Annotated in this window: 19 protein-coding genes; all 19 read left to right on the top strand. The window is 67.8% G+C overall.

The window, feature by feature from the left end; translation table 11 throughout:
* Positions 1-4 precede the first annotated feature (4 nt).
* Entirely contained in the window at positions 5-364 is a 360-nt protein-coding gene (gene rplX / locus ASF40_RS17685; protein WP_056371387.1) for a 50S ribosomal protein L24, read from the top strand.
* Between the two features lie 2 nt (positions 365-366).
* The gene (rplE, locus tag ASF40_RS17680) at positions 367-957 is read left to right on the top strand and encodes a 50S ribosomal protein L5 (RefSeq protein WP_056371384.1); all 591 of its coding nucleotides are present in this window, start codon (positions 367-369) and stop codon (positions 955-957) included.
* Positions 958-1094: 137 nt separating this feature from the next.
* Complete coding sequence (gene rpsH, locus ASF40_RS17675) at positions 1095-1493, top strand: 30S ribosomal protein S8 (RefSeq protein WP_045301501.1); 399 nt, start codon at positions 1095-1097, stop codon at positions 1491-1493.
* Between the two features lie 6 nt (positions 1494-1499).
* Positions 1500-2036 carry a 50S ribosomal protein L6 gene (gene rplF, locus ASF40_RS17670; protein WP_056371383.1) on the top strand — a complete coding sequence of 179 codons (537 nt, stop codon included), beginning with the start codon at positions 1500-1502 and terminating at the stop codon, positions 2034-2036.
* Between the two features lie 2 nt (positions 2037-2038).
* Complete coding sequence (gene rplR / locus ASF40_RS17665) at positions 2039-2398, top strand: 50S ribosomal protein L18 (protein WP_056371381.1); 360 nt, start codon at positions 2039-2041, stop codon at positions 2396-2398.
* Positions 2395-3087, top strand: coding sequence for a 30S ribosomal protein S5 (gene rpsE, locus ASF40_RS17660; RefSeq protein WP_056371379.1), 693 nt, complete (start codon positions 2395-2397; stop codon positions 3085-3087). The genes rplR and rpsE overlap by 4 nt, the downstream gene beginning before the upstream one ends.
* Positions 3087-3272 carry a 50S ribosomal protein L30 gene (rpmD, locus tag ASF40_RS17655; RefSeq protein ID WP_018171461.1) on the top strand — a complete coding sequence of 62 codons (186 nt, stop codon included), beginning with the start codon at positions 3087-3089 and terminating at the stop codon, positions 3270-3272. Before rpsE ends, rpmD begins: the two co-directional genes overlap by 1 nt.
* The gene (gene rplO, locus ASF40_RS17650; RefSeq protein WP_082497159.1) at positions 3272-3901 is read left to right on the top strand and encodes a 50S ribosomal protein L15; all 630 of its coding nucleotides are present in this window, start codon (positions 3272-3274) and stop codon (positions 3899-3901) included. The genes rpmD and rplO overlap by 1 nt, the downstream gene beginning before the upstream one ends.
* Positions 3902-3999: 98 nt before the next feature.
* Positions 4000-5322, top strand: a complete 1323-nt coding sequence (gene secY / locus ASF40_RS17645) for a preprotein translocase subunit SecY (protein ID WP_056371373.1) — start codon at positions 4000-4002, stop codon at positions 5320-5322.
* Positions 5319-5912, top strand: coding sequence for an adenylate kinase (locus ASF40_RS17640; protein ID WP_056371371.1), 594 nt, complete (start codon positions 5319-5321; stop codon positions 5910-5912). The genes secY and ASF40_RS17640 overlap by 4 nt, the downstream gene beginning before the upstream one ends.
* Before the next feature lie 4 nt (positions 5913-5916).
* Positions 5917-6774 (top strand): type I methionyl aminopeptidase, encoded by an 858-nt coding sequence (map, locus tag ASF40_RS17635; RefSeq protein WP_082497158.1) that lies wholly within the window; start codon positions 5917-5919, stop codon positions 6772-6774.
* Positions 6775-6784: 10 nt separating this feature from the next.
* Positions 6785-7483 (top strand): DsbA family protein, encoded by a 699-nt coding sequence (locus ASF40_RS17630; protein WP_056371368.1) that lies wholly within the window; start codon positions 6785-6787, stop codon positions 7481-7483.
* A gap of 159 nt (positions 7484-7642) precedes the next feature.
* Positions 7643-9907: a choice-of-anchor A family protein gene (locus ASF40_RS17625; protein ID WP_056371365.1), complete on the top strand. Its 2265-nt coding sequence runs from the start codon at positions 7643-7645 to the stop codon at positions 9905-9907.
* Between the two features lie 150 nt (positions 9908-10057).
* Positions 10058-10279 (top strand): translation initiation factor IF-1, encoded by a 222-nt coding sequence (gene infA, locus ASF40_RS17620; RefSeq protein ID WP_018171468.1) that lies wholly within the window; start codon positions 10058-10060, stop codon positions 10277-10279.
* A 64-nt stretch (positions 10280-10343) separates the two neighbouring features.
* Positions 10344-10460 carry a 50S ribosomal protein L36 gene (rpmJ, locus tag ASF40_RS17615; protein ID WP_005050492.1) on the top strand — a complete coding sequence of 39 codons (117 nt, stop codon included), beginning with the start codon at positions 10344-10346 and terminating at the stop codon, positions 10458-10460.
* 161 nt (positions 10461-10621) lie between these two features.
* On the top strand, positions 10622-10996 hold the full coding sequence (rpsM, locus tag ASF40_RS17610) for a 30S ribosomal protein S13 (RefSeq protein ID WP_056371363.1): 375 nt from the start codon (positions 10622-10624) through the stop codon (positions 10994-10996).
* Positions 10997-11030: 34 nt separating this feature from the next.
* Complete coding sequence (gene rpsK, locus ASF40_RS17605; RefSeq protein ID WP_018171470.1) at positions 11031-11429, top strand: 30S ribosomal protein S11; 399 nt, start codon at positions 11031-11033, stop codon at positions 11427-11429.
* A gap of 166 nt (positions 11430-11595) precedes the next feature.
* A complete protein-coding gene (locus ASF40_RS17600) occupies positions 11596-12585 on the top strand; it encodes a DNA-directed RNA polymerase subunit alpha (RefSeq protein WP_056371361.1) in 990 nt (329 codons plus the stop codon).
* A gap of 64 nt (positions 12586-12649) precedes the next feature.
* On the top strand, positions 12650-13198 hold the full coding sequence (gene rplQ / locus ASF40_RS17595) for a 50S ribosomal protein L17 (protein ID WP_056371359.1): 549 nt from the start codon (positions 12650-12652) through the stop codon (positions 13196-13198).
* Positions 13199-13295 lie beyond the last annotated feature (97 nt).

Genomic DNA, 13295 nt, shown 5'->3' with positions numbered 1-13295 from the left:
CCACATGGCCAAGATCAAGAAGGGTGACCTGGTTCAGGTCATCACGGGCAAGAAGCAGGACAAGGGCGGCGACCGCGGCAAGCAGGGCAAGGTCCTCGAGATCCTCGCCGAGCAGAACCGCGTCATCGTCGAGGGCGTGAACTACGTCACGAAGCACAACCGTGTCGGTCAGTCGCAGCGCGGCACCAAGACGGGCGGCATCGAGACGATGGAAGCCCCCATCCACATCTCCAACGTCCAGGTCGTCGACCCCTCGACCAAGAAGCCGACCCGCGTCGGCCACCGTGTCGAGGAGCAGACCAAGGACGGCGTGAAGCGCACCGTCCGCGTGCGCTACGCGAAGAAGTCAGGCAAGGACCTCTGAACATGAGCAGCACCACTGCCGTGGAGGCTGGCAAGATCCAGCCCCGCCTGAAGCAGAAGTACAACGGCGAGATCAAGAAGGCTCTGCAGGACGAGTTCGGCTACGCCAACGTCATGCAGATCCCCGGCCTGGTCAAGGTCGTCGTGAACACCGGTGTCGGCGAGGCAGCTCGCGACAGCAAGGTGATCGATGGTGCGGTCGACGACCTCACCAAGATCACCGGTCAGAAGCCGGTCGTGACCAAGGCCCGCAAGTCCATCGCGCAGTTCAAGCTGCGTGAGGGTCAGGCCATCGGCGCGCACGTCACCCTCCGTGGCGACCGCGCGTGGGAGTTCATCGACCGCCTCGTCAACCTGGCGCTGCCCCGCATCCGTGACTTCCGCGGCCTGTCGGGCGCCCAGTTCGACGGTCACGGCAACTACACCTTCGGTCTCCAGGAGCAGTCCGTGTTCCACGAGATCAACCAGGACAAGATCGACCGCGTCCGCGGCTTCGACATCACCATCGTGACGACGGCGAAGACGGACGCCGAGGGCCGCGCACTCCTGCGCGCCCTGGGCTTCCCGTTCAAGTCGGACGACGCGCAGGCGTAATTCCTGAATCGGATGCCTCGACCCGGGCGCGTGCGCGCGGGTCGAGGCATCCGGATCCCATAACTGAACATGGCAATCATGGAAGGTCGTCCGGCGTGTAACGCCTGCCGATACCTCGTGAACAAAGGAATCAAGAAATGACAATGACAGACCCGGTCGCAGACATGCTGACCCGTCTGCGCAACGCGAACTCGGCGCACCACGACTCCGTGTCGCTGCCGAGCTCCAAGCTCAAGACCCACATCGCCGAGATCCTCAAGCAGGAGGGCTACATCTCCGCGTGGGAGGTCAGCGACGCCCGCGTCGGCTCGACCCTCACCCTGACGCTCAAGTACGGCCCGAACCGCGAGCGGTCGATCGCCGGCATCAAGCGCGTCTCGAAGCCCGGCCTGCGCGTGTACGCGAAGTCGACCGAGATCCCCCGCGTCCTCGGCGGCCTCGGCGTCGCGATCCTGTCCACCTCCTCCGGTCTTCTCACGGACCGTCAGGCAGAGCAGAAGGGCGTGGGTGGGGAAGTCCTCGCCTACGTGTGGTGATCTGACATGTCGAGAATCGGTCGTCTTCCGATCGACATCCCCGCCGGCGTGACCGTTTCGGTCGATGGCCAGGATGTCGCCGTCAAGGGCCCCAAGGGCGAGCTCCTGCTCACCGTGGCCCGTCCCATCGAAGTCAAGGTCGAAGAGGCACAGGTCGTCGTGACCCGTCCCGACGACGAGCGCGCCTCGCGTTCGCTGCACGGCCTGACCCGCACGCTCATCAACAACAACATCATCGGTGTCACCCAGGGCTACACCAAGGGTCTCGAGGTCGTCGGCACGGGTTACCGTGTCGCGCAGAAGGGCAGCTCGATCGAGTTCGCCCTCGGCTTCTCGCACCCGGTGCTGGTCGACCCGCCCGCCGGCATCACCCTGACCGTCGAGGGCAACAACAAGGTCACCGTGAGCGGCATCGACAAGCAGGCGGTCGGCGAGGTCGCCGCCAACATCCGCAAGATCCGCAAGCCCGAGCCGTACAAGGGCAAGGGTGTGCGGTATGCCGGCGAGGTCGTTCGTCGCAAGGCCGGAAAGAGTGGTAAGTAACCATGGCTGTCAAGACAAAGACCCAGGCGCGTTCGCGCCGTCATGCCCGCCTCCGCAAGAAGGTCGTCGGCACCGAGCTGCGTCCGCGCCTCGTCGTCACCCGTTCGGCCCGCCACGTCTTCGTGCAGGTCGTGGACGACAGCAAGGGCCACACCGTGGCATCGGCCTCGACGCTCGAGACCGGTCTGCGCACGTTCGACGGTGACAAGACCGCCAAGGCCCGCAAGGTCGGCGAACTCGTCGCCGAGCGCGCGAAGGCCGCCGGCGTCTCGGACGTCGTGTTCGACCGTGGCGGCAACCGCTACGCCGGCCGTGTCGCGGCGATCGCCGACGGCGCCCGCGAGGGAGGTCTGAACCTGTGAGTGACAACAAGGAGAACATCGTGACCGAGCAGGCTGCTGCCGAGGCTCCGGCCGACGCCGCCGCGACGGCTCCCGCCGAGCGCGAGCGCGAGCCGCGCCGCGGTGGGCGCGAGCGCAACCAGACCCGCGGTGACCGCGGTGGTCGCGATCGCAACGAGAGCCAGTTCCTCGAGCGCGTCGTCACCATCAACCGCGTGTCGAAGGTCGTCAAGGGTGGTCGTCGCTTCAGCTTCACCGCGCTCGTCGTCGTCGGCGACGGCAACGGTGTGGTGGGCGTCGGCTACGGCAAGGCCCGCGAGGTGCCGCTGGCGATCTCGAAGGGTGTCGAAGAGGCCAAGCGCAACTTCTTCCGCGTGCCGCGTGTCGGCTCGACCATCCCGCACCCCGTGCAGGGTGAGGCCGCTGCCGGTGTGGTGCTGCTGCGCCCCGCCGCCGCCGGTACCGGTGTCATCGCCGGTGGCCCGGTGCGTGCCGTCCTCGAGTGCGCCGGTATCCACGACGTGCTGTCGAAGTCGCTCGGCTCGTCGAACACGATCAACATCGTCCACGCGACGGTGGAGGCCCTGAAGCAGCTCGAGGAGCCCCGTGCGGTCGCCGCGCGTCGCGGTCTCGACTTCGACCAGGTCGCCCCCGCCCGTCTCGTCCGTGCCGAGGCTGAGGCCGCGGCCGCTGCGAAGGCAGGTGTCTGATGGCTGCGCGCCTGAAGGTTACGCAGGTCAAGTCCAAGGTGAGCGAGAAGCAGAACCAGCGTGACACGCTGCGTTCGCTCGGTCTGAAGCGGATCGGCGACTCGGTCGTCCGCCCCGACGACGCGCAGACGCGCGGCTACGTCCGGACCGTCGCACACCTCGTGAAGGTTGAGGAGATCGACTGATGGCTGAGAAGAACGACGCCGTCGAGGCCGAGAAGGCCCCGAAGAAGGCTGCTGCTCCCAAGGCTGCCGCCGAGAAGAAGGCCCCCGCGAAGGCGTCCGCCGCCAAGGCGGACAAGGCTGAGAAGGCCCCCGCGAAGAAGGCTGCGCCGGCGAAGAAGGCTGCTCCCAAGAAGGATGCTCCGGCTTCGCGCCCGGGCGTGCTCAAGGTGCACCACCTTCGTCCGGTCCCCGGCTCCAACACCGCGAAGACCCGTGTCGGTCGCGGTGAGGGCTCGAAGGGCAAGACGGCGGGTCGCGGTACCAAGGGTACGAAGGCCCGCTACCAGGTCAAGGTCGGCTTCGAGGGTGGGCAGATGCCGCTGCACATGCGCACCCCGAAGCTCCGCGGCTTCAAGAACCCGTTCCGCGTCGAGTACCAGGTCGTGAACCTGGACAAGCTCGCGGAGCTGTACCCCGCTGGTGGCGACGTCACCATCGGCGACCTGGTCGCCAAGGGTGCAGTGCGCAAGAACGAGAAGGTCAAGGTGCTCGGCACCGGCGACATCTCGGTGAAGCTCAACGTGTCGGTCGACAAGGTCTCGGCTTCGGCCGAGCAGAAGATCGTCGCCGCGGGCGGCGCCGTCAAGTAATACGCACACAGTGGGGGCCGGAGCTTGCTCCGGCCCCCACTGGGTTACCCTGGACGTCGGTACGTCTGCGTGCCGACGCCCCCTCTGGAGGAATCCTCTTGTTCAGCGCCATCGCGCGGATCTTCCGCACACCCGACCTTCGGCGGAAGATCGCATTCACCCTGGCGATCATCGCCCTGTACCGCTTCGGCGCGCACGTTCCTGCGCCGTTCGTCGACTTCCCGAACGTGCAGTCGTGTCTGCGGCAGTCCGCCGGCACCGAGGGCCTCCTTTCGCTGGTGAACCTCTTCTCCGGCGGCGCCCTCCTCCAGCTGTCGATCTTCGCCCTCGGCGTCATGCCGTACATCACGGCGACGATCATCGTGCAGCTGCTGCGCGTCGTCATCCCGCACTTCGAGACCCTCTACAAGGAGGGCCAGGCGGGCCAGGCCAGGCTGACGCAGTACACGCGCTACCTCACGATCGCGCTCGCACTGCTCCAGTCGACCACGCTCGTCACCGTCGCCCGCAGCGGCCAGCTCTTCGGGACCACCGGTGTTCCCGAGTGCGAGAACCTCCTCACGAACGACGTGTGGTGGGCTCAGCTGCTCATGATCATCACGATGACCGCCGGCACCGGCCTCATCATGTGGTTCGCCGAGCTCGTCACCGAGCGCGGCATCGGCAACGGCATGTCGCTGCTGATCTTCACCTCGATCGCCGCAGCGTTCCCTGCCTCGATGTGGGCGATCTGGCAGTCCAAGGGCTTCGAGGTCTTCCTGCTCGTCCTGGCCGTCGGCATCGTCGTCGTCGCGCTCGTCGTCTTCGTCGAGCAGTCGCAGCGCCGCATCCCGGTCCAGTACGCCAAGCGCATGGTCGGACGCCGCACATACGGCGGCACGAACACGTACATCCCGATCAAGGTCAACATGGCCGGCGTCGTGCCCGTCATCTTCGCCTCATCGCTGCTGTACATCCCGGCGCTCATCGCGCAGTTCAACCAGCCGCAGGCGGGCGAAGAGGTTCCGGCCTGGGTCGCCTGGATCCAGCTGTACCTCGTGCGCGGCGACCACCCGCTGTACATGGCGCTGTACTTCCTCCTCATCGTCGGTTTCACCTACTTCTACGTCGCGATCACGTTCAACCCGGTCGAGGTCGCCGACAACATGAAGAAGTACGGCGGCTTCATCCCCGGCATCCGTGCCGGACGGCCCACGGCGGAGTACCTGGACTACGTGCTCACGCGCATCACCCTCCCGGGCTCGATCTACCTCGGTCTGATCGCGCTCCTGCCACTCATCGCCCTCGCGACGGTCGGCGCCAACCAGAACTTCCCGTTCGGCGGCGCCTCGATCCTGATCATCGTCGGCGTGGGTCTCGAGACGGTGAAGCAGATCGACGCGCAGCTGCAGCAGCGCCACTACGAAGGGCTCCTCCGATGACGCGACTTCTGATCGTCGGCCCGCAGGGTTCGGGCAAGGGCACGCAGGGCATCCGCATCGCCGAGGCGTTCGGCGTCCCGGCCATCTCGACGGGCGACGTGTTCCGCGCCGCCGTCGCCGATGGCTCGGACCTCGGCAGCCAGGTCAAGGCCATCATCGAGGCGGGCGACCTGGTCCCCGACGAGCTGACCAGCGCCGTGGTGCGTGAGCGTCTCTCGCAGGGCGACGCCGAAGGCGGCTTCCTGCTCGACGGCTACCCCCGAAACGTGGCCCAGGTCATGCACCTCGACGAGTTCCTCGAAGGACGCGACGAGGAGCTGGACGCCGTGATCCTGCTCGATGTGCCGCGTGAGGAGAGCATCTCGCGCATCGCGGGCCGTGCTGCCGAGCAGGGACGCAGCGATGACACCGAGGAGGTCATCGCGAACCGCCTGGCGATCTACGAACGCGAGACGGCGCCCATCCTCGGCGTGTACGAGACGCGCGACCTCGTCGTGCCGGTCGACGGTGTGGGCACCCTCGACGAGATCACCGAGCGGATCGTCTCCGCCCTCGAGGCGCGCGGGCTCGTCCGCGTCCCCGTCGCCTGATCCCGTGTCGCTCCGCCGTTCGATCTACAAGTCGCCCGCCCAGCTGCGGGCGATGGTGGAGCCCGGGCTCATCACGGCCGCCGCGCTCGACGCCGCCCGCAGCCTGATCGCCCCCGGCGTGACGACGGCGGAGCTGGATGCCGCGGCATCCGCTCTCATCACCGGCCGAGGCGCGAAGTCCAACTTCCAGATGGTGCGCGGGTACCGCCACACCATCTGCGCCTCGGTCAACGAGGAGGTCGTCCACGGCATCCCCGGCGACCGGGTGCTCGCGCCCGGCGACATCCTGTCCGTGGACGCCGGCGCCGAGTACAAGGGCTGGAACGGGGACTCCGCGTTCACGTTCGTCCTCCCGGACGACAGCCGCCCCGACGTCGTCGCGGCGCGGCAGCAGCTTTCGGACGTGACCGAGGGGTCGCTGTGGGCCGGCATCGCCGCGCTCGCGACCGCGAAGCACATCGGCGAGGTCGGCACGGCTATCGAGGAGTACATCGAAGCCAACTCGCCGCGCTCTTCGGACGGGTCTGCCGGCACGTACGGCATTCTGCGCGAGTACGTCGGCCACGGCATCGGTCGCAAGATGCACGAGTCGCCCTCGGTGTTCAACTACCGCGTCGCCGACCCCGGCCCCGAGGTGCGGCCCGGACTGGTGCTCGCCATCGAGCCCATGGTCGTGATCGGCGACCAGGCCACGTTCGTCGAGGACGACGGATGGACGGTCTCCACGATCGACGGCACCGCCGGCTCCCACTGGGAGCACAGCGTCGCCGTTCACGAAGACGGAATCTGGGTGCTCACCGCACCCGACGGCGGCGCCGCGGGCCTTGCGCCCTTCGGCGTGACCCCGCGCGAGATCGCCTAGGAGGCTCCACATGGCACAGACGTCCCGCAAGACCAACTGGTTCGCGATCTGGGTGACCCTGGGCGTCGTGGTGGCGCTCGTGCTCGTCACCGTGCTCGTGGTCACCCTGAACAATGCGGCGACGCCCAAGCCGCTGCCGACTGAGGTGAACACGCCGTCGGCGTCGAACATCGACAGCGAGACCGGCGCGATCGTCGTCGGCACGGGCGAGGACACCCTCGGCACCTACGTCGACTTCATGTGCCCCGTCTGCAACCAGTTCGAGCAGGTCTACGGCGCCGAGATCCAGAGCATGGTCGACGACGGCAGCATGACTCTCGAGATCCACCCGATCTCGATCCTCGACGGCCAGTCGAGCGGCACCCAGTACTCGACCCGCGCCGCGAACGCCGCCTACTGCGTCGCCGTCGCCGACGCCGACGCGTCGCTGCCGTTCCTGCAGTCCATGTTCGAGAACCAGCCCTCCGAAGGCTCGAAGGGTCTCACGAACAACGAGATCCTCGACATCGCCTCGGGCGTCGGCGTCACGGGCATCGACTCGTGCGTCAATGACGGCACCTACGCCGGCTTCGTCACCGCGATGACGCCCGAGACTCCGATCCAGCCGGGCTCCTCCGGTATCGGCACCCCGACCATCACGGTCAACGGCCAGGTCATCGCGAACTCGGCGCTGCCGCCCGCCGGCTCGCTCGCGACGCTGTTCGAATAGAAGCTCTCCGGGGGACGGATGCTGCAGCTGCAGCATCCGTCCCCATTGACGTCCGCCGACCCAGGCTCACCACGAGGTCGCATCGATCCGCCGAAGAGTCCTCGCGATGTCGACCCCGGGCCAATAGAGTCGCACTCACGGGGAGTGGGAGAAGAGCGGATGCTGCACACAGGTGTGCGTCGGATCGGGACGGTGGTCGCCATCGGCGCGCTGGCCGGTGCCGGGGTGGTCGCGGTCGCACCGCTCGCGGACCCGCCGGCGGCTGTCGCCGCCGTGGGGGAGTGCCCGCCCGGCACGATCCCGGGACCGGGCAACACGAACCCGATCTGGACAGACAACAACGTCGCGATCTACGCGGGGCAGGACTTCCGCGCCGAGGCCGGCGCGGCGGAGGCCGAAGGCTTGGTGGTGGTGCAGGGCGACGCCGACTTCACGAAGTCGCCCGGCGGCACCTTCAACGTCGGCTGGGTCGGGGTGGGTTCGGGTGTCGTGCCCAGCCCCGGCGAGACCATGCTCGCGGTCGGGGGCGACGTGTCGGTCGGTGCCGGCACCGTGCTCGACGTCGGCGCGAACGCACGCAACGCCGCGAACGAGCTCGTCGGCGGCAACGTCGACGTCGGCGGCATCACGACTCCCGACTACGAGACCGATGGCTCGCGCTACCGGCTCAACAACGGCACGCTCACGCAGGACCTGGGCGCGGATGCGACGGCGAACTGGTCGACGTGGGGCACAGAGATCACCACGATGTCGGCCGAGTACGCGGCGCTCGCTGCGACCGGGACGGTGACCGCGGCGTTCACCGTGATCGACTTCGTCGGTGACGGGGCGGCCGCCCAGCAGGTATTCACGGTCACGTCGGCCGCCCTCGCCGCCAATCCCGAGATCCACTTCACCGGGATTCCCGACGGGGCGTCCGTCGTGATCAACGTGACAGGCTCCGGCGCCGCGAGCTGGGCGCCCTACTACTTCAGCGACAACGGCGTCCGTGTCGACGCCCCGACCTCCGCGGACTTCGGGACCGTGGCGCAGCGCACTCTGTGGAACTTCGTCTCCGCGGCCTCGCTGCACGTCGCCGGGCCGTCGCAGGTGCTCGGCTCCATCCTGCTGCCCGCGGCCGATCCTGCCGACGACCAGCCGGCGATGCGCGTGACCGCGAGCACCAACGGCCGCCTCTACACGAACGGCACGATCGTCATGGACGGCGTGGGCAACGAGCACCACAACTATCCGTGGATCGACCCGCCGTTCGACTGCATCCCCGAGCCGATCGTTCCGCTGGTGACGGGATCGGTCACGATCGCCAAGGAGATCTCGGCGGAGGATGCCGCCCTCCTTCCCGAAGGCGTGCTGTTCTACGGCACGGTCGTGTGCCAGCTGCCTGAGGACGGCGGCAAGTTCGTGACGGAGTGGTACGTCGCACCCGGCGAGTCCGAAGTGGTGGACGGGCTGCCGGTCGGCGCGTCCTGTGTCATCCACGAGTCGATCGGCGTGGGCTCGCGCGCGGTCGCGCCGTTGGTTCTCGTCGGTCCGGTGCTCGCTCCCACCTACTTCCTGTGGCAGACGCCGGTCTGGGATCCGTCGCCTCCGCAGTTCGTCGTGCCGGCTTCGGACGATCCCGTCCAGTTCACCTTCACCGTCACCAATGCGCTCGTGCGCGGGGCGTTCACGATCGAGAAGTCGGTGGAGGGCGAGGGCGCACCGGATGCGACGTTCACTGGCACCTGGTCGTGCACGCTCGCAGGCGAGGCGATCGGCGACGGCGAGTGGTTGCTGCAGGCGGGGCAGACGACGGAGCCGATCGAAGCGCTTGTCGGCGCGACATGCACCGTCGCCGAGATCGCGCCCAGCGATCCCGACGGCGGCAGCTGGTCGGCCCCGGTCATCGATCCGCCATCCGTGACCATCACCGCAGCGTCCGCCCAGGAGCCGCTGACGTTCGTGGTCACCAACACGTTCGTCCCCGACCCGGTACTCGGCGGGTTCGACATCGTCAAAGTCGTCGACGATCCGGACGGCGTCGGCTTCGACGATTCCTTCGGCGGCACCTGGTCGTGCACGGCGGAGGGCAGCGAGGCCGCCGGCGGCTCGTGGACCGCTACGACGACGGAGCCCTTCGCGGTCGACGACATCGCCGTGGGAGCGACCTGCAGCGTGACGGAGGACGCGCCCGCGGACCCGGAGGACGGCACATGGGGCGACGTCGAGATCGCACCGGCGAGCTTCGTCGTCGAAGACGCCGAGACCCGGGTCATCGTGACCGTGACCAACACGCTCACCGCCGACGCGCTCGCGACCGGCGGCGGCGCGCTGCCGGCCACCGGCACCACGGTGCCGTGGTGGGCCATCGCGGTGGGCGGGGCGCTGCTCATCGGAGGAGCCGCGGTCGTGCTCATCACCGTGGTGCGCCGCCGGCGTTCCTGAGTGCGAGCCGTGACGGCACCGCGGTCATTTGCCGAGGCATCCACTATCACGTATGCTTGATCTTTGGTGCGTTGCGCCTGTATTGGCGTGTCGCCGCACCGAATCCCATCCACCGCAGATCGACCGGTCTGCACAAGTGTTAGCGAGCGTATGGCGAAGAAAGACGGTGTCATCGAGATCGAGGGCGTCGTGTCCGAGGCGCTGCCCAACGCGATGTTCCGCGTTGAGCTCAGCAACGGCCACAAGGTCCTCGCGACGATCTCCGGCAAGATGCGGCAGAACTACATCCGCATCATTCCCGAGGACCGTGTCGTCGTGGAGCTGTCGCCCTACGACCTCACCCGCGGGCGCATCGTCTACCGCTACCGCTAGACCGGTCGAGAAGTAACACCCCAGGCTCCGGCCTGCCCGGTGAAGACAGCGAAGAGAAGAAGTCATGAAGGTCAACCCCTCCGTCAAGCCCATCTGCGACCACTGCAAGGTCATCCGTCGCCACGGTCGCGTCATGGTGATCTGCAAGAGCAACCCGCGTCACAAGCAGCGCCAGGGCTGACATCAGGTCTGGACGGATGCTGCGGGCCGCAGCATCCGTCACCCCACAACTGAATACGACTACAGGCAGCGTCAGAACCCGCATCGAGCGGGGGACACCTCGGGCTGGGGGCCCGGGCACCGATGCTGCTCCACACCTCCACCAACTCTCAGGAGAATCGCATGGCACGTCTTGCCGGCGTTGACATCCCGCGCGACAAGCGCGTGGTGATCGCCCTCACGTACATCTACGGCGTCGGCCGTACCCGCTCGAACGAGATCCTCGCCGCGACGGAGATCGACGAGAACATCCGCGTCAAGGACCTCAGCGACGACCAGCTCGTCGCGCTCCGCGACTACATCGAAGGCAACTACAAGGTCGAGGGTGACCTCCGTCGTGAGGTTGCCGCCGACATCCGCCGCAAGGTCGAGATCGGTTCCTACGAGGGCCTGCGCCACCGCCGCGGCCTCCCGGTGCGCGGTCAGCGCACGAAGACGAACGCCCGTACCCGCAAGGGCCCGAAGCGCACCGTCGCCGGCAAGAAGAAGGCGCGCTAAGGCGCGGCCCCCAGGGTTTAGGAGAGCAAGAGCAATGGCACAGGCCAAGTCCGCCGCGCGCAAGCCGCGCCGCAAGGAGAAGAAGAACATCGCGCTGGGCCAGGCCCACATCAAGTCGACGTTCAACAACACGATCGTCTCGATCACCGACCCGTCGGGCGCTGTCATCAGCTGGGCGTCGTCGGGTGGCGTGGGCTTCAAGGGCTCGCGCAAGTCGACGCCGTACGCCGCCGGCATGGCCGCGGAGTCCGCTGCCCGCCAGGCGCAGGAGCACGGCGTCAAGAAGGTCGACGTCTTCGTGAAGGGCCCGGGTTCGGGCCGCGAGACCGCGATCCGCTCGCTGACCGCCGCCGGTCTCGAGGTCGGCTCGATCCAGGACGTGACGCCGCAGGCCCACAACGGCTGCCGTCCGCCCAAGCGCCGCCGCGTCTGACATCCCGTAAGCCGGGGCACCGTTCGTCGGTGCCCCGGCTCCGGCACGTTTCCCACGGATGCCGCGACCGCTCGCCCGCGCGTCGGCCGCAGCATCCCGAGCAAAACTCAACACCTCACCCACCGCACGTGTCATATAGCGGGCACGTGATCGAAAGGAACACATAGTGCTCATCGCACAGCGTCCCACTCTGACCGAGGAGAAGATCGGGGAGTTCCGCAGCCGTTTCGTCATCGAGCCGCTGGAGCCCGGCTTCGGTTACACGATCGGCAACGCGCTGCGTCGCAGCCTCCTGTCGTCCATCCCCGGCGCAGCCGTGACGTCGATCCGTATCGACGGCGTCCTCCACGAGTTCAGCACCATTCCCGGTGTCAAGGAGGATGTCACCGAGATCATCCTCAACATCAAGCAGCTGGTCGTCTCCAGCGAGCGCGACGAGCCCATCACCGCGTACCTGCGCAAGACCGGCGCCGGTGAGGTCACCGCCGCCGACATCTCGGCGCCGGCCGGTGTCGAGGTGCACAACCCCGAGCTCGTCATCGCGACGCTGAACGACACCGCCAAGTTCGAGCTCGAGCTCACCATCGAGCGCGGCCGCGGCTACGTCTCGGCGACCCAGAACCGCAACGAGTACGCCGAGGCCGGTCAGATCCCGATCGACTCGATCTACTCGCCGGTCCTCAAGGTCTCGTACCGCGTCGACGCGACGCGTGCCGGTGAGCGCACCGACTTCGACAAGCTCGTGCTGGACGTCGAGACCAAGTCCTCGATCGCCCCGCGCGACGCCGTCGCTTCGGCCGGCCGCACCCTGACGGAGCTCTTCGGCCTGGCCCGCGAGCTCAACGTCGAGGCCGAGGGCATCGAGATCGGCCCCGCGCCGGTCGAGACCGTCCTCTCGAACGAGCTGTCGATGCCCATCGAGGACCTCGACCTGTCGGTGCGTTCGTACAACTGCCTCAAGCGTGAGGGCATCAACACCGTGTCGGAGCTCGTCGCCCTCTCGGAGACGCAGCTCATGAACATCCGCAACTTCGGTCAGAAGTCGGTCGACGAGGTGCGCGACAAGCTCATCTCGCTCGGCCTGTCGCTGAAGGACTCGGTCCCCGGGTTCGACGGCGCGCACTTCTACGGCGGCTACGACGACGAGACCGTGTGATCGGATGCCGGGACTCCCGGCATCCCGTATCCCCTGACCGAATTTCATCCTGGAGTAACTGAGAATGCCCAAGCCCACCAAGGGTCCCCGCCTCGGAGGCGGCCCCGCCCACGAGCGCCTGCTGCTTGCGAACCTGGCCGCCGCGCTGTTCACCCACAAGTCGATCAAGACGACCGAGACCAAGGCCAAGCGCCTGCGTCCGCTCGCCGAGCGTCTCATCACGTTCGCGAAGCGCGGCGACCTGCACGCGCGTCGTCGCGTGCTGTCGGTCATCGGTGACAAGGAAGTCGTGCACGTCCTGTTCACCGAGATCGCTCCGCTGGTCGCGGACCGTGAGGGCGGCTACACCCGCATCACGAAGGTCGGCAACCGCAAGGGCGACAACGCGCCCATGGCCGTCATCGAGCTCGTCCTCGAGCCCGTGACGAAGAAGCCGTCGGCCAAGAAGGCCGCCGCCGCCAAGGCTGCTCCGGCCGAGGAGGCTCCCGCCGAGGAGACCCCCGCCACGGACGAGGCCGCCGAGGCTGGCGCCGAGTCGCAGGACGAGGGCGCTGCCGCTGAGGCTGCCGCCGAGGAGGCCGTCGAGGCCCCCGCCGAGGAGAAGTCCGAGTAATTCGGATCCCGCCGGGCGCAGCAGCCCGGCACCCCTTGCACCGCGAGGCCCGTCACCCCCTGGGTGACGGGCCTCGCTGCGTCTGCCCGTCGTGTGC

Source organism: Microbacterium sp. Leaf288 (assembly GCF_001422925.1).
In the GTDB taxonomy this organism is placed as follows: Bacteria; Actinomycetota; Actinomycetes; order Actinomycetales; family Microbacteriaceae; genus Microbacterium.
Note: the sequence above shows the minus strand (reverse complement) of the source record. Positions and strands in the feature narration are given on the sequence as shown.